The following is a 19,600-nucleotide window of genomic DNA, read 5'->3' as shown; positions in this document are numbered from 1 at the left end:
CCCTAATCCCGTTCGTGTCGAGCGTAGTCGAGACATCCATCGGTAGCGCGCGGTGTCTCGACTTCGCTCGACACGAACGGATTTCAGAAGTTCCGCTAAGGCCTTAAATGTTCGACCTTCCCCTCGTCACCATCCTGCTCCTCACCGGGTTCATCAACCTGATCGGCGCGCTCGCCTATGCCGCGCGCATCGCCGGGGTGCGGACGCGGCGCATCGCGATGTCCTTCGCGCTGTTCAACATCCTCGTGCTGTTTTCGCGTACATCGAACAGCTTCCTTGGACCCTTTCTCGCAAAACGCATCGAGACGCGCATCCACGACGGCAGCGGCGCGTCGCTGTTCATCGACATGCAGCTCGTTCTGGCCGCGGCGAGCGTCGCGACGCTAATCGGAATTCTGCTCGTGCCCACTGGCCAGCGCATGTTCGCCGCCGCGATCGGCTGGTATCAGGACAATCGCTCGACGACGAAGCTCGCACTGAAGGCGATCAGCCCGAGTGGCGTGCGCACGCTCGGCCGGTCGCTTACGCTTCCCCGCCTGTCGCACCTCAGGAGCTGGAAGATGCCGAAGGGCATCGGCTGGGGGGTGCTGATCGCCAATTGCCTTGCACAATCCTTGCTCGCGGTCGGCGTCGTCGCGTCGCTTTATGCGGGCTATCTCGCGCCCGAGTTCCGCGTCACCGCGTCACAGCTCTCTGCGCTAATCAACGGCTTTGCGACGATCCTGCTGTTTGCCTTCATCGACCCGCAACTGTCGGTGATGACCGACGACGCGGTAGAAGGGAAGGTCGACGAGGCCGATTTTCGCCGTGCGATCACCTTCATTTCCCTAAGCCGCCTCGCCGGCACAATCCTCGCGCAGGCTTTGCTTCTGCCCGCCGCGTTGCTGATCGCGTGGGTCGCCGTCCATGTCTGAACCGGAACGCGGTCATAGCCGTTTTCACGCCGTCCGCGCCCGGCTTGAAGCGATGGCGGTCGAGCCGGGGCCGCGCGGCTGGTTCCTCGAATTCTGTGTTTTCGGATTCAAGCAGGGCTGGGCTTGCCTGTTCGGCGCCCTGATGCTCGCGTTGCTGCTCGGCACGCATCTCTTCTGGCCCGACAATGCGCCGCTCCACCGCTATGACGCGATCACAATCGGCGCCGTGCTAATCCAGCTCTTCATGCTCGCGTTCCGGCTCGAAACGCCGAAGGAGGCGCTCGTCATCCTGATCTTCCACATCGTCGGCACGGTGATGGAGTTGTTCAAGACCGCCGCGGGATCGTGGCAATATCCCGAGGCAAGCCTGCTCCATATCGGCGCGGTCCCGCTTTTCTCGGGCTTCATGTATGCCGCGGTGGGCAGCTATATCGCGCGCGTGTGGCGCATCTTCGACTTTCGGTACACGGGCTATCCGCCGATGTGGACGAGCTATACGCTCGCCGCCGCCATCTACGTCAATTTCTTCGCGCACCACTGGACCTACGACATCCGCTGGTTCCTCTTCGCGGCGACGGCGCTGCTTTTCTGGCGTTGTCAGGTGTGGTTCCGCCCCCTGCACGTCCACCGCCGCATGCCGCTGCTCGTCGGCTGGGGGCTCGTTGCGCTGTTCATCTGGTTCGCCGAGAATATCGGCACCTTCGCGCGCGCCTGGACCTACCCGAGCCAGAACGACGGCTGGCACATGGTCGGCCTCGAAAAGCTCGGCAGCTGGTATCTGCTGATGATTATCTCGTTCGTGCTGGTCAGCCTCGTGCAGCGTCCGAAGGCGCCCGATTAACCGAACGGCCGGTCGATCGACGGCGGCGGTTCACTGAACCATTTCGGGCCGCTGTCGGTCATGTAGAAACAATCCTCGAGCCGGATGCCGAACTCGCCGGGGATATAGATGCCGGGCTCGTTCGAGAAGCACATGCCCGGCGCGAGCTTCGTCGTTTCGCCGCGCACGAGGTTGACAGGCTCGTGCCCGTCGAGGCCGATGCCGTGGCCGGTGCGGTGCGAGGTGCCGGGGAGCTTGTAGCCGGGACCCCAGCCGAGGCTCTCGTAATAAGCGCGTACTGCGTCATCGACCTTGCCCGCGGGCGTGCCGGGCTTGGCCGCCGCAAAGGCGACATCCTGCCCCTTGCGCATCTGTTCCCAGACCTGCCGTTGGCGCGCCGTGGCCTTGCCGTAGACGAAGCTGCGCGAGATGTCGGATTGATAGCCGTGGACGGTCGCGCCGCAGTCCATCAGCACAACCTCGCCCTCGCGCACCGCCTGCGGCTTGCCGCTGCCGTGCGGATAGGCGCTCGCCTCGCCGAGCAGGATCAGCTCGAACTCGCTGCGCCCGCCGAGCGCGGTGGTCGCGGCCTTCATGATCGCGCCGATGTCGGCGGGGGTCATCCCAGCTTCCACGCGCGGCGCGGTGTGGCGATAGGCGGCGAGCGTGATGTCCGCGGCGATCTGCATCAGCGCGATTTCGGCGGGAGACTTGTGCATCCGGCACCCGCGCACGACGGGCGCGCCGTTGACCACGGTCGCGCCCGGCATCGCCTTTTCCAGCCCATCGATGGCGAAATAGCGCACCGTTTCCTCGACACCGATCCGGCCTTTGGTCAGTCCCCGCTTGCCTAGCCACGCGGCGACCGCGGCGAGCGGGTTTTCATCCTCGTTCCACGTCAGCACCTCGGCCTCGACGCCGAGGCTCTCGCGCACCGACGGTTCTTCGAAGAACGGCGTGACCACCGCAACCTCTCCCTCGCGTGTCAACACCGCGGCGGTCAGCCGTTCGCTCCGCCACCACTCGACCCCGGTGAAATAGATGAGGCTCGACCCCGGCTCGATCAGCAGCGCTCCGATGTCATTCGCGCGCATCAGCTCCTTCGCCTTGTCGATGCGCACCAGGCGTTCGGCCTTGCCGATCGGGATCGCTTTGGCGGCGAGGTTGGGAAGTCCGGCGGTATCGGCGGCGAACACTGGCGCGGGCAAGGCGGCAGCGAAGCCGGCCAGCGTCGCGGTCCCCAGAAATTGCCGTCGGTGCATCATCGTTCCCTTCTTCAGTAGATCAGCAGGTCCGCAATCTCGTCTCGCCACGCCGCCTCGTCGGGTCGTGCCAGCGCATCAAGATCGCTCGCATCGGCGCCCGCGTCGTCGACCCATTCGCGCAAACCGGGCCCGCCGTTGATCACGTCGATCGCCAGCACATCGTCGGTATATTCATATTTGAAATCCTTGCCGCGCCAGATCGGATAATCCGGATAAAGCGAGCGGATCGCCTTGAACCCCAGTGCCTGCACGCGCCAGGGGCGGAAGGCGTCATGGTCGTACCAGCCGCCTTCGGCGTGAATATGGATTCCGCTGTTGAGCCGTTTCATATGCTTGTGGAAGGTCGGTTCGAACCAGATGTCGCGCAGCTTGCATCCGGCGAGCCATTGCGGCGCGAGCCGCTGCATCTCCGCAATCACCGCCTTTGCGTCGATATCGGGGGCGCCGAACAGTTCGAGCGGGCGCGTCGTGCCCCTGCCCTCGCTGAGCGTCGCGCCCTCGACCATCACGGTGCCGGCATAGGCGCGCGCCATGTTGACGTTCGCCGCATTCGGGCTCGGGTTGATCCATACCCGTTCCGTCGGCCAGCCGAAGCCGGGCCCTTCGGGCTGCCACCCGTCCATCTCGATCACGCGATAGTCGACGTCGAGCCCGAAGTGGCGGATGAACCAGTGTCCCATCTCGCCCATCGTCAGCCCGTGACGCATCACCATCGGGCCCGCGCCAACGAAGCTTTCCCAGCCGGGCAGCAGCCGCGTTCCCTCGACGGGGCGGCCTGCGGGGTTGGGCCGGTCGAGCACCCACACCGCCTTGCCATGCTGCGCCGCGGCTTCGAGCACGTAGAGCAGGGTGGTGACATAAGTGTAGATGCGGCAGCCGAGATCCTGCAGGTCGACGAGCATCACGTCGAAGGTGTGCATCGACTGCCCCGACGGGCGGCGCACCTCGCCATAGAGGCTGAACACCGGCATGCCGTAGGTCGGATCGGTGAAGTCGGGCGACTCCATCATATTGTCCTGCAGGTCGCCGCGCACGCCATGCTGCGGCCCGAACACCGCGGTGGCATTAACCCCCGCGGCGACGAGCGAGTCTAGGCTGTGCGTCAGGTCGGCGGTGACCGAGGCCGGATGCGCGAGCAGCGCGACCCGTTTGCCTTCGAGCGGTTTGCGAAGCGCCGGGTCGGCGAGCAGGCGATCGATACCGAAAAGCGTCGTCATGCCCGCCCGCGTGCCTCAAGCGTGAGCGCAAAGCAATCGGGATGATGGAAGTCGGGCTTGCCCGGCGGGTGCGCGAGCGCCCAATAGCTTTTGGTGCCATCGAGTTCCTCGATCACCGCCGACAGCGCGAGCTTCGCGCCGATGTCGGGGAAGATGCCGGGTTCGATGCGTAGCGCATAGCTTTGTTCGCCGCGCTCCGCGACCATCTCCCACGGCGCGAGCTCGTCGGAGCGCAGCAGCGAGCGATAATCGTCGAACTGGTAACAGGCCCAGCGCCCGTCGGGGCCGTAATTGAATTCGGTATAGTCGGGCTGTCCCTCTTCGGTCAGGAAGGCTTCGAAGCAGGTGCTTTCCCATAGCCCGTCGGTCGCGCTGTCGGCGATGACCAGCTCGCCCTCGCCGGGGGGCAGCACGAGGTCGGCGACCGCGCCACCCACGATATAGCGGAGCGCGAACCCGTCCTCGAACGAGAGGCTGACCTCGACGGCGACCGCGCGCACCGCCTTGCCCGGCGTATCGGGGTGGCAGATCAGTTCCTTGCGCATGCTATCCAAATATCAAACCCCATGTTATGCGCCCGCCCGCTATGACCAGTTACAAATCCGACCTGCTGCGCCTCCTCGACGAGCGAGGCTATATCCACCAGACGACCGATGCGGAAGGGCTCGATACGCTTGCGGCCGGACAGGTCGTCCCCGGATATATCGGCTTCGACGCAACCGCGCCGTCGCTGCACGTCGGCAGCCTCGTCCAGATCATGATGCTGCGCCGCCTGCAACAGACGGGGCATAAGCCCGTCGTGCTGATGGGCGGCGGGACGACGCGGATCGGCGACCCGACGGGCCGCGACGAAAGCCGCAAAATGCTCTCGGACGAGACGATCGCGGCGAACATCGCGTCGATCTTCAGCATCTTTCAGCAGTTTTTGATCTTCGGCGACGGGCCGACCGACGCGGTGATGGTCGACAATCAGGACTGGCTCGGCAAGCTCGGCTATATCGAACTGCTGCAGGAAGTCGGCACGCACTTCACGATCAACCGCATGATGACTTTCGATTCGGTCAAGCTGCGGCTCGACCGCGAACAGCCGATGACCTTCCTCGAATTCAACTACATGATCCTGCAGGGCTATGATTTCCGTCACCTGTCGAAGGCTATGGGCGTTCGGCTGCAAATGGGCGGATCGGACCAGTGGGGCAATATCGTCAACGGGATGGAACTCGGTCGCCGGATGGACGGCGCCGACCTGTATGGTCTCACGACTCCGTTGCTCACGACGGCCGCCGGCGCAAAAATGGGCAAAACCGCCGCCGGCGCCGTGTGGCTTAATCCCGAACAACTGTCCCATTTTGACTATTGGCAATATTGGCGCAACTGCGACGATCGCGACGTCGGCAAGTTCCTGAAGCTGTTCACCGACCTGCCGCTCGCCGAGATTGCACGGCTCGAAGCGCTGGAGGGTGCCGAGATCAACGAGGCGAAGAAGATCCTAGCCAACGAGGCGACCGCGATGTGCCGCGGCGAAGAGGCCGCCAAAGCCGCTTCGGACACGGCCGCGCAAACCTTTGAAAAGGGGCAGATTGGCGGCGACCTCCCGCAAGCGGTCGCGCCCGCCGAAGGGATTAACGTCGTCGATGCGCTGCGCGAACTCGGCTTCGCAGGCTCCAACAAGGAGGCGCGCCGCAAGCTCGATGAAGGCGCCGTGAAGATTGACGGCGTGATCATTCGCGACCCGCACCACCTGATTCAGCCTGGCGAGAATGCGGTTCCGCTGAGCCTCGGGTCAAAAAAACATGGCCTTGTTGTGCGGTAAGGCGCAGAAAAGCGTTTACCACTTCTTCAGCAATCGGATGGATCGTCATGCCCAAATCAACAAGGTCCACGAATATGCGCAAGATCGACACGAGCAAGGCCCATTATGTCGGACTCGACCAGCGGATCGCTCCGCGTAGCGACGTCTATTGCCGCCTGCCCTTCGTCATGCCCGATGGGCGGCAGGAAATGTGCACCTGCGTCAACATCAGCGCCGACGGCATGCTGATGCGCTTCGAACGCGGGCTGGAGATCGGCGACCTCGTCGTGTTCCGCATGCCGATCGTCGGCCGCATTGCGGCCAAGGTGGTCTGGTCGATAGGCGGAAAGACCGGCGTCCAGTTCGACAAATCGATCTCGGTCGAGGATTATCTGCCGATGATCCGGGCCATGGGCGCGCGGGGCGACGTCAACTAACCGCTTCTGAGCAGCGGCACCGCCGCATCGCGTTCGAACAGATAAAGGCAGAGGCGGACAGCTTCGGCGCGCGCGCCTTCCATTCCCCCGTCGCGTTCGACGAACAGCCGCGCGTCGTCGTGCGCCACCGGCAATAGCCGCACCAGTTGTTCGGGTGTCGCGAGCCGGTAATCGGCATCGCCCGATTGCTTGAGCCCGAGCAGTTCGCCGCCGCCGCGCAGTTCCAGATCCTTTTCGGCGATCACGAAGCCGTCGTTGGTGTCGCGCATCAGCGCGAGCCGTTCGCGCGCGGTTTCGGACAGATTTTGTGAGCGGAGCAGCAGGCACACCGATTTCGCGGCGCCGCGCCCCACGCGGCCGCGCAGCTGGTGCAGCTGTGCGAGCCCGAAATTTTCGGCATGCTCGACGATCATCAGGCTGGCGGCGGGGACATCGACCCCGACCTCGATCACCGTGGTCGCGACGAGCACTCCGATCTCGCCCGCCTGGAAGCGCGCCATGACCTCGTCCTTCTCGGGCCCCTTCATCCGGCCGTGGACGAGCCCGACGCGCGCATCGCCCAGCCGCTCGCGAAGCAGCGCCGCGCGGTCCTCGGCCGCCGCCAGCTCGCTCCCTTCGCTTTCGGCGACGAGCGGACATACCCAATAGGCCTGCGCGCCGGTGGCGAGGTGGCGGTCGAGCGAGTCCACCACATCGTCGAGCCGGTCGAGCGAGATGACGCGCGTATCGACCGGGGTGCGACCGGGCGGCATTTCGTCGATCTGCGACACGTCCATCTCGCCATGATTGGCGAGTTGCAGCGTGCGCGGGATCGGCGTTGCGGTCATCACCAGCAGGTGCGGCGGCCGCGCCGCCTTTTGGGTCAGCATCAACCGCTGCGCGACGCCGAAGCGATGCTGTTCGTCGACGACGACCAGCGCGAGATCGCGGTAATTTACCGCCTGCTGGAAGATCGCGTGCGTGCCGACGAGGATGTCGATGCTGCCGTCGGCGAGTCCCATCAGCGTCGATTCGCGCGCCTTGCCCTTGTCGCGCCCGGTCAGGATCGCGAGGTTGACCGGCAGTCCGCCGAGCATGCGTTGCAGCGTCGCATGATGTTGGCGCGCCAGAATTTCGGTCGGCGCGAGCAACGCCGCCTGCGTCCCCGCCTCGACCGCCGCCAGCATCGCGCGCAGCGCAACGAGCGTCTTGCCCGATCCGACATCCCCCTGCAGCATCCGCAGCATCGGCTTGTCCTGCGCCATGTCGCCCGCGATTTCGCGCCCGACACGTTCCTGCGCACCAGTCAGCCCGAACGGGAGCTGGAGCGCGTCGGTCAGCCGGCCGTTGCCGGCAATCGCCCTGCCCTTGCGCGCCCTCAGGCCTTCGCGGATCAGCATCAATGCGACCTGACTCGCGAAAATCTCGTCATAGGCGAGCCGGTCGCGCGCCGGCTCGTCGCGCGGGCTCGCATGCGCGCGCGCCATCGCCTCACGCCACGCAGGCCAGCCGCGCGTTGCAAGCAAGGGCGCGTCGATCCACTCGGCGAGCTCGGGACGCCGTTCGAGCGCGATCTGGCCCAGCTGCGACAGCCGCGCGTTGGTAAGGCCCTCGGTCAGCGGATAAACGGGCTCATGTTCGGCGATCCCGGCCTCGTCGCCCGGTTCGAGGACATGGTCGGGATGCACGATCTGGCGCATGTCGCCATAAAGGTCGAGCCGCCCCGACACACGGCGCTTCTCGCCCAGCGGGAACAGCTTGCGCGCGAGCCCCGACGTCCGCCCGAAATAGACGAGCCGCACATGATCGCCCGCGCTGTCGAACGCCTCGACCCCAAAGGGCGCACGCGGGCTGCGCCCGGGCCGATAATCCTGCGCGGTCAGTTCGACGATGATCGTCTGCCCCGCCTGCGCCTGATCGAGCCGGTCGACGGGAAAGCGCGAGATGAGTCCGGTCGGCAAATGGAACAGCACATCGACGACGCGCTCGAGCCCCAGCCGCGTCAGCGGCTTGGCAAGCTGCGGCCCGACCCCTTTCAAGTCGGTCAGCGCGGCAAAGAGCGGATTGAGTATCTCGGGTCGCATGGCTAGGGCGTGTCTAGCCCCCACATTCCGTTCGTGTCGAGCGAAGTCGAGACACCTCGCGTTTGCGCCGGACCGATGGGCATCTCGACTTCGCTCGATGCGAACGGATTTCGGGGTGGCCGTCGAAGAGTTCGAGAGAATAAAGACAGACCCGCCATGCAAGACCGCCTCAAACGCCTGAAATTCCGTGCCTGGCACCGCGGCACGCGCGAGGCCGACTATATGATCGGCGGCTTCTTCGACCGCTATTCGGCCGGTTGGAGCGAGGAAGAGATCGCTTGGTACGAAATCGTCGTCGAGGAGGATGACGTCGATATCATGGCGTGGGCGCTCGGCACCGGCGAGCCGCCCGCGCATCTCGACCGCCCCGACATGATCGCCGCGATGCGCCGGCTGGACTATATCCCGCTGCCATGACCCGCCCCGCCGCCGACATTTTCGCCGCGATCGGATCGGCGTCGGCGCCGCTGACGCTGGCGCGTACCGCCGACGGTTTCCTGCCGCTGCTGCTCGCCGACCTCGCTCGCGCAAGCGACAAGCGGCTGGTCTATGTCGCGACCGACGACGCCGCGACGCAGGCGGTCGCCGACGCCGCGCCCTTTTTTGCTCCCGACCTGATCGTCCACCGCTTCCCCGCGTGGGACTGCCTTCCCTATGATCGCGCCGGCCCCTCGATGCGCGTCAGCGCCGACCGGCTCGCGACCTTGTCGGCGCTACAAATGCCGGCGAAACGCGGCGAGCTGATCCTCACCACCGTCGCCGCAATCACCCAGCGCACCCTCACCCCCTTCCGCATTCGTCAGCTCGCGACGACGCTCGCGCCGGGACAGCGGATCGACCGCGACGCGCTCGCCGAACTGCTCGTGTCGAACGGCTTCAGCCGCGTCGACACCGTTGCCGACCAAGGCGAGTTCGCGGTACGCGGCGGCATTCTCGACCTCTTCCCGGCGGGCGAGGAAAATGGCCTGCGCGTTGATTTCTTCGGCGACGAGATCGAGAGCATCCGCCGCTTCGACCCCGCCGACCAGCGCAGCCTTGGTCCCGCCAAGGCCTTGCAGCTTCTTCCGGCGTCCGAAACCCTACTCGACGAAGCGACGATCAAACGTTTCCGCTCCGCCTATCGCGAGCTGTTCGGGGCGCAAGCGACCGGCGATCCGCTCTATCAGGCGGTCAGCGAAGGGCGGCGGCAGGCGGGCATGGATCATTGGCTGCCGCTGTTCGAGGAACGGCTCGCGACGCTGTTCGACCATATCGATCCCGCGACGCCGGTGCTGCGCGGCCACCGTACCGAGGCGACCGCCGAGACACGCTTTGCCGCGATCGCCGACTATCATGCGAACCGTGTCGCCGCCGAGCGCGAGTCGCCGGGAAGCTATCGTCCGCTAGCACCCGAGACGCTCTACCTGACCGAAGGCGAATGGGCCGGGGCGGCATCGGATCGCCCTATCCATATCGTCACCCCCTTCGACGTGCCGCCGTCCGCGACGGTGGTCGATCTCGAAACCTTCGCCGCGCGCGATTTCACCCCCGAGCGCACCGCCGACGAGAATGTCTATGCGAAGGTCGCGGACCATCTGTCGGACGAACGCCGCAAGGGCCGCCGCACGATCATCGCGAGCTATTCGGGCGGCGCGCGCGAGCGCCTCTCGGGGCTGCTCCGCGACCATGGCGTCACCTCGCTCGCGCCCGCCGAAAGCTGGCAGGACGCGCTCGGCACGGCCTCGACGGACAGCGGCGGCGCGACCGCGATGGTTGTCCTCCCGCTCGACCATGGTTTCGCCTCCGACGCGATAAGCCTGCTCACCGAACAGGATATCCTCGGCGAGCGGCTCGTCCGCCGCCAGAAGCGCCGCAAGAGCGCCGACGCCTTCCTCGCCGAACTCGCGACGCTCAGCGTCGGCGACCTTGTCGTCCACCTCGATCACGGCATCGGGCGTTACGAGGGGCTGACGCAAATCCCCGTCGGGAGCAGCCCGCACGACTGCGTCGCGCTCACCTATGCCGGGGGCGACAAGCTCTACGTTCCAGTCGAAAATCTCGACGTCCTCTCGCGCTATGGCGGCGAAAGCGAGGGGGTAGGCCTCGACAAGCTCGGCGGCGAGGCGTGGCAGCGCCGCAAGGCACGGATGAAGGAGCGCATCCGCGAGATCGCGAGCGAACTCCTCGCGACCGCGGCGCAGCGCGCGCTGCGTTCGGGCGAATTGCTCGCGCAAGATGCTGCCTATCCCGCCTTCGCCGACCGCTTCCCCTATCAGGAAACCGACGATCAGGACCGCGCGATCGGCGACGTGCTCGCCGACATGGCGTCGGGGCGCCCGATGGACCGGCTCGTCTGCGGCGACGTCGGCTTCGGCAAGACCGAGGTGGCGCTACGCGCCGCGTTTGTTGCCGCGATGGCCGGGGTCCAGGTCGCGGTCGTCGTGCCGACGACGTTGCTCGCGCGCCAGCATTACACCAATTTCGTCGAGCGTTTCAAAGGCTTCCCCGTGAACATCGGCCGCCTGTCGCGGCTCGTCCCGGCAGGAGAAGCGCAGAAGACGCGCGACGGCCTTTCAAATGGCCATATCGATATCGTCGTCGGCACCCATGCGGTGATCGCCAAGACGGTCGAGTTCAAGAATCTCGGCCTTGTCATTGTCGACGAGGAACAGCGGTTCGGGGTCGTCCACAAGGAGCGGCTGAAGCAGCTCAAGGCCGACGTCCATGTGCTGACGCTGACCGCAACCCCGATCCCGCGCACGCTCCAGATGGCGATGTCGGGCCTCCGCGAACTCAGCGTGATCCAGACGCCGCCGGTCGACCGCCTCGCGGTGCGGACTTATGTCGCGCCATGGGATCCGGTCGTGATCCGCGAGGCGTTGCTCCGCGAGCACGACCGCGGCGGACAGAGCTTCTTCGTCACCCCGCGGATCAAGGACCTTCCCGACATCGAGGAATTCCTGCGCACGCGCGTGCCCGAAATCAAATATGTCGTCGCGCACGGTCAGATGGCGCCGGGCGAGGTCGAGGAGCGGATGAGCGCCTTCTACGACCGCAAATATGACGTGCTCGTCTCGACGACGATCGTCGAAAGCGGGCTCGATATCCCCAGCGCGAACACGCTGATCGTCCACCGCGCCGACCGCTTCGGTCTTGCGCAGCTCTACCAGCTACGCGGCCGCGTCGGGCGCTCGAAGACGCGCGCTTATGCCTATCTCACAACGCTCGAGGGCGGCGCGATCACCGATACCGCCGAAAAAAGGCTCAAGCTGCTCGGCGATCTCGATACGCTCGGCGCGGGCTTCCAGCTCGCGAGCCATGACCTCGACATTCGCGGCGCGGGCAATCTCGTCGGCGACGAGCAATCGGGGCATATCCGCGAGGTCGGCTTCGAGCTTTACCAGGCGATGCTCGAGGAAGCGATCTTGGTGGCCAAGGCCGAGGGCATGGGCGCCGCGCCGCCGCGCGAGGCCCTGTCGCCCGTCATCACGGTCGACGCGCCGATCCTGATCCCCGAGGATTATGTCCCCGACCTACCGCTGCGCATGGCGCTCTATCGCCGCCTCAACGAGGCGAGCGATCGCCCGGCGCTCGATGCCTTCGCGGCCGAAATGATCGACCGTTTCGGCCCGCTGCCGCCCGAGACCGCGAACCTGATCCAGCTGATGGAGATCAAGGCCAATGCGAAGGCCGCGGGAATCGCGAAGCTCGACGTGGGCACCAAGGGCGCCCTCGTCAGTTTCCACGGCGACCAGTTCGCCAACGTCGCCGGCCTGATCGCCTATGTTGAGCGGCTCAAGGGCCGTGCGCGCATCCGCCCCGACAACCGGCTGTCGGTCAGCGGCGATTGGGTCAGCACGGGCGCACGCCTCAACGGCGCGCTGCAATTGTCGAAGGGTCTGGGTAAGCTGGCGCGGCAGGCCGCCTAAGCTTCCATCAATGCCAGCAGCTGGTCCGCCGGCACCGGTCCCGATTTCAGGAAGCCCTGCCACGTCGCGACGCCGAGTTCGGACAGGCGCGCGAGCTGGCGCTCATTCTCGATCCCCTCGGCCACGACGAGCAGGCCGAGCGCGCGCGCGAGGTCGACGATCGCACGCACGACGATGCGGTCGCGGTCGCTCCCGTCGATCGTGCGGGTGAAGCCGCTGTCGATCTTGAGATAATCGATCGGCAGCCGCGCGAGCAGCGACAGGCTGGAATAGCCGGTGCCGAAATCGTCGATCGCGACCGCGACGCCAAGTGCACGGATCTGCGCGAGCTGGTCGGCGGCGCTCGCGGGATCGCTCAGCATCGCCTGTTCGGTCAGTTCCAGCGTCAGCCGGTCGGGGTCGACCCTGGCCGCCTTTGCCATCGCGGCGAAACGTCCCGCGAATTCTGGATCGCCGAGATCGGCGGCGGTGATGTTGAGCGAGACGCGCAGCTTCGCCAGCGCCTTGGGCCAGGTTGCCATTTCGGCGAGCGCGACGCGGTGGGCATGTTCGGTGAGCTCGCATTCGAGTCTTGCCGCACGCGCTGCGGTCACCAGCGGCCCGGCCCCAAGCAGCCCAAGTTCTGGATGCTGCCAGCGTAGCAGCGCCTCGACGCCCGTCATAGCGCCGGTCGCCACATCATATTGCGGCTGGTAATGGATCGCGACCTCATTCCGCGACAGCGCGGCATGGACCATCGCTCCGTCGCGTGCCGACGCGGGCCGCGCGAGCTGGTCGCACGCAGCACCAAGTTGCTCGGCGACCGATTCGCCCTGCGTGATCAGTGCAGCGGCGATGCGGATCGACAGGCGGCCGTTCGGATCGCCGACGATCGGCTCGGCGAGCGCGACGTGCAGCGCGCGTTCCTGCGCGCGAAGTGCCCCGAGCGACAACGGCGTCGCGGGCACGATCAGGAAGCGCGGTCCGTCGAGCCGGTCGACGCACGACCCTTGGCCGAACTCGTCGCTCGCAAAATTTTCCAGCCGTCGCCCGATTTCGTCGAGCACCGAATCGCCTGCCGCTGTTCCAGCGCTGTTGTTAATGCGCGCCATCTGGTCGACCTGAACCAGAATGACGCCGACGTCGGCGTCGTGCCGAGCGTGCAGGACTTCGAGTTTGTGGGCGCAGGCTGAAAGGGTTTCGGACGGGCGATTCATTGCCCCTTCCTAACAGGCTTTCCTTGCCAAGCTCCTGTCTTTTGCACCACAATATGTCCGTGGCCGTCCCATTATCTCACCACGCCGCGTCGTCGGCGCCGTTGATCGACGGACTTGGTCGCCGGATCAGTTACTTGCGCCTGTCGATCACCGATCGCTGCGACCTGCGGTGCCGTTATTGCATGGCCGAAGATATGACCTTCCTGCCCAAGTCGGCGGTGCTCAGCATCGAGGAAATGGCCGAACTTGCCGAGCGTTTCGTCGCGCGCGGTATCCGCCGCATCCGCCTGACCGGTGGCGAGCCGCTCGTGCGGCGCGGTATCGACACGCTCGCGATGCGCCTCGGCGCGCTGATAGACCACGGCCTCGACGAACTGACCCTGACGACCAACGCGATGCGGCTCGCCGAACATGCGTCGATGCTGGCAGCGGCAGGGGTGCGCCGTATCAACGTCAGCCTCGACACGCTCGATCCGGCGGCGTTCCGGCATATCACGCGCGTCGGCGACCTTGAGGTCGCGCTGCGCGGCATCGATGCGGCGCGCGCGGCCGGGCTGGCGATCAAGATCAATATGGTCGCGCTCGCCGGTCTCAACGAGGACCAACTGCTCCCCATGCTCGATTATTGCGCGGCGACCGGCTGCGACCTCACGCTCATCGAGACGATGCCGCTCGGCGAGATCGCGGACGATCGCAGCGATCATTATATCCCGCTCCATCATTTCATCGCGCCGCTGCGCGATGCGCATGCCATCTTTCCCGTCGACAAACGCACCGGTGGCCCGGCGCGTTATTTCGCGGTCGAGGACAGCCCGGTCACGCTCGGCCTGATCACGCCGCTCAGCGACAATTTCTGCGCGACGTGCAACCGCATACGCCTGACCGTCGAAGGCCGCGTATATATGTGCCTCGGCCAGGACGATCATGTCGACCTGCGCGCAGCCTTGCGCGAAGACGGCGACGTCGACGGCTTGATTGACGCCGCATTGGCTGGCAAACCCCGCGCGCATGACTTTCATATCGAACGAGAGTCCAAACCGGCGGTCGCGCGTCATATGAGTGCAACGGGCGGCTGACAGGCCGTTCCCATATTCGAAGGCACGGGGGAACCGGACCAATATGCAACGCAAGATCGCGCTTGTCGCATCGAATGCGCCCGCGGCCATGGAAGCGGAAGCCGAACTTCGCCCGCTCTACGACTTCGTCGATCTGGCGGAGGCCGACCTTTTGATCGCGCTCGGCGGCGATGGCTTCCTGCTGCACATGCTGCATCAGCTGCTCGATCAGCGCCGCAGCCTGCCCGTTTTCGGGATGAACCGCGGCACGATCGGCTTTCTGATGAACGAGTTTCGCGTCGAAGGGCTGCTCGATCGCATCGCCGCCGCGCGCCCCTATCTGATCCATCCGCTGTCGGGCGACATCACCACGATCAGCGGGGAGCGGCACATTTTGCCGGCGATCAACGAAATTTCGCTACTCCGCGAAACGCGCCAGGCCGCGAAGCTCGAAGTGATGATCAACGAAAAGACGATGCTCGAGGAATTGGCCTGCGACGGCGTGCTCGTCTCGACCCCTGCCGGATCGACTGCCTACAACCTCAGCGCGAACGGCCCGATCCTGCCGCTCGATTCGGCGATGCTCGCGCTCACGCCGATCAGCCCCTTCCGCCCGCGGCGCTGGCGCGGCGCGCTCGTCCCCGAATCGACGAGCATCCGTTTCAACGTCCGCGAGGCCGCCAAACGCCCGGTCAGCGCGGTCGCCGACCAGCGCGAGATCCGCGATGTGAAGACCGTGCTTGTCACGACCGACCGCAGCCGCCCGCTGACTTTGCTGTTCGATCCCGACCAGGGCCTCGACGAACGCATTGCGATGGAACAATTTATCGCCTGAGAGTCACAAAGCCGCCAAAACCCTCTTGATAATTATATCGGTTGACGGCAAAGGGGCCGCCTTGCCCGCATCGGCGGCGTGTTCCTCGGTAGCTCAGCGGTAGAGCAATCGACTGTTAATCGATCGGTCGTAGGTTCGAATCCTACCCGGGGAGCCATCTTTCCAGACTTGTGCAGGGCTACGCTGAAACACCTTGCTTCGATCGAGCCCCGTTCCGGCCACGCCCTATGTCGCTCAGCTCAACATTGGAGTGGGGCGCCGCACTCTTGCTATCGGCTTGGCGATGGCGATCGCCGGACTGCTGCTGCTCATGCTCCTTTCGTGGGGGCCCGGAACGCAGCCCGACGCTGAGGATGAGTCGATCAGCGTGGTGAGCCTTGAGGCCACAGAGATCGCGAAAGACGCGCCCGAGCCGGACAGCCCGGAACGCCAGCAGAGCGAGGAACGGACCACCTCGCCGCAGCCGGAACCCGACGAACCGCGGCCGTTGACACCGCTGCCTCCGCAAGTCCCGGAACCGACGGCCGCGCCGCCAATGCCAGCGCCCGTTCAGCGGCCATTGCCGGCGAGTCCCCCGAAAGCTGCGCGTCCGCAGGGCGGGCAGGTTTACGGGCCGCCCAACACCGGCGGATCGCCCTCCTCGCGCGACTCCGAACGCGTGGGAACGACACCCAATGGCGAGCCGCTGTATGCGGCCGCCTGGTACCGCGAGCCGAGCGATGACGAGCTGCGCGGCTATCTGTCCACCGCCAGCGGTCCCGGCTGGGGCCTGATCGCCTGCCGCACGGCGCCCGATTACCGTGTCGAGGATTGCGTCGGGCTCGACGAATATCCCTATGGATCGCAGATCAATCGCGCGGTGCTTGCTGCAGCGTGGCAGTTTCAGGTGCGGCCCCCGCGGATTGGCGGACGACCGATGGTGGGTAGCTGGGTGAGGATCAGGATCGATTACGGCACCCGGCGACGTTGATCGTCGCTTGCGCAAGGCCGATGCGCCGCTGATTTGCCATCGGCGGGTTCGGGTTTGATAAAGCCTCGATGATACCTTATATCATCGTGATGTTATTTGATGGCGAAGATCGACAATCAGCTTCCGGACTTTTTCAGGAAATCGAAGCCCTTCAGGACGGGCAGGCGTGGGGCAAATTTCTCGACGCCGGGACGGGAACCCACTCGATCGGCTGGATCGGTTCGCTCGCCACCGAAAGCTGGACCGCGGTGAGCGGCGCCGAAGCCCATGCCGCGCAGGTCGCCGATGCGATCGCGGCGAAGCGCCGCGCCGCCGACCGCATCATCGTCGGCAACTGGGCCGACCCCGCGCTGCTGGCGGGCGAGCGATATGACACGGTGCTGGCGGACTATCTTCTCGGCGCGATCGACGGTTTCGCGCCCTATTTCCAGCATCGCCTGTTCGCGCGGCTGCGTCCGCTCGTCGGACGGCGGCTCTATGTCGTGGGGCTGGAGCCCTATGTGACCGGCGAGCCCGATGGCGAAGCGGGGCGGCTGATCTGGGAGATCGGGCGCTTCCGCGACGCGTGCCTGCTCCACGCGGGCGAACAGCCTTATCGCGAATATCCGGCGCAATGGACGGTCGATCATCTCGAAGCATCGGGGTATCGCGTCATCGCCGCCAAGCGGTTCGCGAACCGCTACAAGGAGCATTTCGTCAACAGCCAGATCGACATGTGTGCGCCCCGGCTCGCAAGGATCGCCGACCGCGGCCTAGCCGGCGCCCTCGCTGCGCGCGGCGAGGCGTTGCGGGCCGAAGCCCTCGCGCATGTCGCACGAAAGGGCGGGCTTCATCACGGCTTCGACTATATCCTGGCGGCCAAGCCCGTCTGACAAAATCGGCGGAAGGAGGGGCGCGGGACTAGGCGCCCCTCCTTCCGGCCGCCCCCTTTTGGCCCCTAGAAGCTCGTTCGCAGCCCGAAGACGAAATTGCGCCCGCGCAGCGGCGACGCATTTTTGATGAAGGATGCGTGATTATAGGCGAGCTCGTTGGTCAAATTGGTCGCGCGCACGAACAATTCGGTATCGGCCTTCGGGCCGAGATCGAGCTTGTAGGCGAGCGTCGCGTTGAGCATGTCATAGCCTCGCGTCCGCGTCTCGAAGTCCGCGATCCGGTCCTGTTCGAAGACATGATAATATTCGACGTCACCCGACAAGCCCCCCCAGCGCCCGTCGGCGCGCGCGCCGAGCCGGCCGGCGGGAATGCGCGGCAGATTGCCGAGCCCGTCCTTGAACTTCGCGCGGACATAATCGCCGAACAGCGACACGCCGACATCGCCGAAATCATGCCGCACTTCGCCATCGACCCCGGTGAAGGTCGCGTCGGCCGCCTCATATCGGATGAGACGGAAGTCCTCGAACTGATCGAGCGTGTTGGCGAAGATATAATCGTCGAAATCCTGATGATAGGCGCCGATCGTGAAGGTCGTCGCCCCCTTCGTCTTGCGGAAGGTCAGGTCGATCGACTTGCCCGTTTCCTTGCCGAGCGTCGCGGTGCCGAGTTCATAGGTATTGGTCGCGAGGTGGATACCGCGCGCATAAAGCTCCTGCACATTCGGCGCGCGCTGCGAGCGCGCGAGCGACAGCGCGAGCGAATAGTCGCCGCCGATGTCCCAGACCGCGGCGCCCGAGATCGAAAAGGGCTTGTGGCTGACCTCGCGGTTCAGCGTCGTCTCGATCCGCTGCCATTCCTGCCGCGCCGCAAGCTCGAAGCGGACCGGGCCGGCGGTCAGCGTTTCCATCAGGAACAGCGCGGTGCGCCGCGTATCGCTTTCGGGCAGGAAGGCTTCTTCGCCGACCGCGCTGAACTGGCTTTCCGAATGCTGCACCCCGAACGCGCCACGCAGCGGGCCGATCGGCTTGTGCGCGAGTTCGAAACGCAGTTCGTGCGCCTTGTTCTTGAAGGTCGTCGCGACCTCGTCATGCTCGATCTCGTCATGCTCATAATCGGTGAACGACAGGCGGAAGCGGACCTTTTCGAAGCCCGGCAGCGGATCTTCATATTCGCTGCGGATATCGAACCGTTCGCTGCGCAATTTGACGAAGGGCACTTCCTCATGTTCGTGGTCATGATCATGGTCGTGGTCATGATCCTCGTCATCATGGCCGTGGCCGCCGCAGTGCAGGCTGCTGCCGTGCGGGTGGCAGCCTTCATAATCGTGGCTGTGCCCCGGCAGGCCATATTCGCTGCGCTGGCGCGTATAGGCGACGCCCAGATAGCCGCCGCTGCCGACCCATGAACCGCCGACGGTAAAGGTCGAGGTGTCGTTGTACGATCCGTCGACATGGCGTTCGCCGAACCCCTTGGGCACCCGATAGTCGTTCGACGAGCGATGGACGCCCTCGACGCGGAGCGCGAGCCCCTGCCCGCCGATGGTGATCCCGCCGACCAGCGAGCGTTCGTCGTCGGCGGTGCCGAAGCGGCCCTCGACCGTGCCCGCGATGCCGCCGTCGGGGATCGATGTCGGCACCTTTTCGTCGAGCAGGTTGATCGCGCCGCCGATCGCGCTGCCGCCATAGAGAAGCGCCGACGGGCCGCGCAGCACCTCGATCCCGCGCAGCAGCAGCGGTTCGGTCGTCACCGCATGGTCGGGCGAGATCGCCGACGCGTCGTGGACGCTCGCGCCGTCGGACAGCGCCTGGACGCGCGGCGCGGTCTGCCCGCGGATGACCGGCCGGCTCGCGCCGCCGCCGAAATTGTCGAAGTTAATGCCCGGCTGTCCGGCGAGCGTATCGCCCAGCGTCGCCTGACGGCGGTGAACCAATTCCTCGCCAGTCAGCGTGATCACCGGCGTTGCGGTCTCGTCGGCGCGCAGGCCGAGGACATTGGCCGAGACGACAATCTCGGGATCGGCGTTGCTGCCGGCCTGCATGAAGCCGGCGTCGGGCCCTGCAGCGGATTTGACCGCCGGCACCGTTTCGCCCGCAAAGGCGATGTGCGGAACGACCGCCGGAACCGCGGCGGACAGGAGGAGAACTCGAAACTTCACAAAAACCCCTTTCTTATCTGGACGCCGGCCGTATATGATACGTTATCTCATATCACAACCCCTCAAGGTTTTTCTTCCATGTGCGCTCTCCCCTCGCGCC

16 protein-coding genes and 1 tRNA gene are annotated in these 19,600 nt (G+C 65.5%); 11 read left to right on the top strand and 6 right to left on the bottom strand.

The features are described from left to right. Nucleotides 1-107 precede the first annotated feature (107 nt). Together E5675_RS04830 and E5675_RS04825 are read left to right on the top strand one after the other, a co-directional pair. A complete protein-coding gene (locus E5675_RS04830; RefSeq protein ID WP_136173579.1) occupies nt 108-914 on the top strand; it encodes a lipid II flippase Amj family protein in 807 nt (268 codons plus the stop codon). Further along, the gene (locus tag E5675_RS04825) at nt 907-1,755 is read left to right on the top strand and encodes a DUF817 domain-containing protein (RefSeq protein WP_136173578.1); all 849 of its coding nucleotides are present in this window, start codon (nt 907-909) and stop codon (nt 1,753-1,755) included. The genes E5675_RS04830 and E5675_RS04825 overlap by 8 nt, the downstream gene beginning before the upstream one ends. Here the strand turns inward: E5675_RS04825 and E5675_RS04820 are convergent. The 3 genes from E5675_RS04820 to E5675_RS04810 are packed head-to-tail and all read right to left on the bottom strand — an operon-like array spanning nt 1,752 to nt 4,761. Then, entirely contained in the window at nt 1,752-2,996 is a 1,245-nt protein-coding gene (locus E5675_RS04820; protein WP_136176349.1) for a Xaa-Pro peptidase family protein, read from the bottom strand. The genes E5675_RS04825 and E5675_RS04820 overlap by 4 nt on opposite strands. 14 nt (nt 2,997-3,010) lie before the next feature. After that, on the bottom strand, nt 3,011-4,216 hold the full coding sequence (locus tag E5675_RS04815) for a DUF1343 domain-containing protein (RefSeq protein ID WP_136173577.1): 1,206 nt from the start codon (nt 4,214-4,216) through the stop codon (nt 3,011-3,013). Beyond that, nucleotides 4,213-4,761, bottom strand: a complete 549-nt coding sequence (locus E5675_RS04810) for a DOMON-like domain-containing protein (RefSeq protein ID WP_136173576.1) — start codon at nt 4,759-4,761, stop codon at nt 4,213-4,215. The genes E5675_RS04815 and E5675_RS04810 overlap by 4 nt, the downstream gene beginning before the upstream one ends. 41 nt (nt 4,762-4,802) lie before the next feature. On the opposite strand from E5675_RS04810, the gene tyrS reads away from it, so the two are divergent. Together tyrS and E5675_RS04800 are read left to right on the top strand one after the other, a co-directional pair. Beyond that, complete coding sequence (gene tyrS, locus E5675_RS04805; protein WP_136173575.1) at nt 4,803-6,029, top strand: tyrosine--tRNA ligase; 1,227 nt, start codon at nt 4,803-4,805, stop codon at nt 6,027-6,029. A gap of 74 nt (nt 6,030-6,103) precedes the next feature. Next, entirely contained in the window at nt 6,104-6,445 is a 342-nt protein-coding gene (locus E5675_RS04800; RefSeq protein WP_039576180.1) for a PilZ domain-containing protein, read from the top strand. Here the strand turns inward: E5675_RS04800 and recG are convergent. After that, nucleotides 6,442-8,508, bottom strand: coding sequence for an ATP-dependent DNA helicase RecG (gene recG / locus E5675_RS04795; RefSeq protein ID WP_136173574.1), 2,067 nt, complete (start codon nt 8,506-8,508; stop codon nt 6,442-6,444). The genes E5675_RS04800 and recG overlap by 4 nt on opposite strands. Before the next feature lie 156 nt (nt 8,509-8,664). Here recG and E5675_RS04785 point away from each other — a divergent pair, with 156 nt between their 5' ends. Both E5675_RS04785 and mfd read left to right on the top strand, forming a co-directional pair. Continuing rightward, nucleotides 8,665-8,925 carry a succinate dehydrogenase assembly factor 2 gene (locus E5675_RS04785; protein ID WP_136173573.1) on the top strand — a complete coding sequence of 87 codons (261 nt, stop codon included), beginning with the start codon at nt 8,665-8,667 and terminating at the stop codon, nt 8,923-8,925. Next, on the top strand, nt 8,922-12,416 hold the full coding sequence (gene mfd, locus E5675_RS04780) for a transcription-repair coupling factor (protein ID WP_136173572.1): 3,495 nt from the start codon (nt 8,922-8,924) through the stop codon (nt 12,414-12,416). Before E5675_RS04785 ends, mfd begins: the two co-directional genes overlap by 4 nt. Here the strand turns inward: mfd and E5675_RS04775 are convergent. Further along, the gene (locus tag E5675_RS04775) at nt 12,413-13,612 is read right to left on the bottom strand and encodes a GGDEF domain-containing phosphodiesterase (RefSeq protein ID WP_136173571.1); all 1,200 of its coding nucleotides are present in this window, start codon (nt 13,610-13,612) and stop codon (nt 12,413-12,415) included. The two genes, mfd and E5675_RS04775, sit on opposite strands and share 4 nt — an antisense overlap. A gap of 53 nt (nt 13,613-13,665) precedes the next feature. Here E5675_RS04775 and moaA point away from each other — a divergent pair, with 53 nt between their 5' ends. The 5 genes from moaA (at nt 13,666) to E5675_RS04750 (ending at nt 17,344) form a co-directional block, all read left to right on the top strand. After that, the gene (gene moaA, locus E5675_RS04770) at nt 13,666-14,688 is read left to right on the top strand and encodes a GTP 3',8-cyclase MoaA (RefSeq protein ID WP_136173570.1); all 1,023 of its coding nucleotides are present in this window, start codon (nt 13,666-13,668) and stop codon (nt 14,686-14,688) included. A 43-nt stretch (nt 14,689-14,731) separates the two neighbouring features. Then, nucleotides 14,732-15,502 (top strand): NAD kinase, encoded by a 771-nt coding sequence (locus E5675_RS04765; protein ID WP_136173569.1) that lies wholly within the window; start codon nt 14,732-14,734, stop codon nt 15,500-15,502. An 82-nt stretch (nt 15,503-15,584) separates the two neighbouring features. Continuing rightward, nucleotides 15,585-15,659 (top strand) — tRNA-Asn (locus tag E5675_RS04760). Nucleotides 15,660-15,785: 126 nt separating this feature from the next. Further along, entirely contained in the window at nt 15,786-16,472 is a 687-nt protein-coding gene (locus E5675_RS04755) for a hypothetical protein (RefSeq protein WP_247594786.1), read from the top strand. 68 nt (nt 16,473-16,540) lie between these two features. Further along, on the top strand, nt 16,541-17,344 hold the full coding sequence (locus E5675_RS04750; protein WP_210727614.1) for a hypothetical protein: 804 nt from the start codon (nt 16,541-16,543) through the stop codon (nt 17,342-17,344). A gap of 65 nt (nt 17,345-17,409) precedes the next feature. Here the strand turns inward: E5675_RS04750 and E5675_RS04745 are convergent, their stop codons facing one another. Further along, entirely contained in the window at nt 17,410-19,500 is a 2,091-nt protein-coding gene (locus E5675_RS04745) for a TonB-dependent receptor (RefSeq protein ID WP_247594785.1), read from the bottom strand. Between the last annotated feature and the right edge of the window lie 100 nt (nt 19,501-19,600).

The organism is Sphingopyxis sp. PAMC25046 (genome assembly GCF_004795895.1).
Taxonomy (GTDB): domain Bacteria; phylum Pseudomonadota; class Alphaproteobacteria; order Sphingomonadales; family Sphingomonadaceae; genus Sphingopyxis.
Note: the sequence above shows the minus strand (reverse complement) of the source record. Positions and strands in the feature narration are given on the sequence as shown.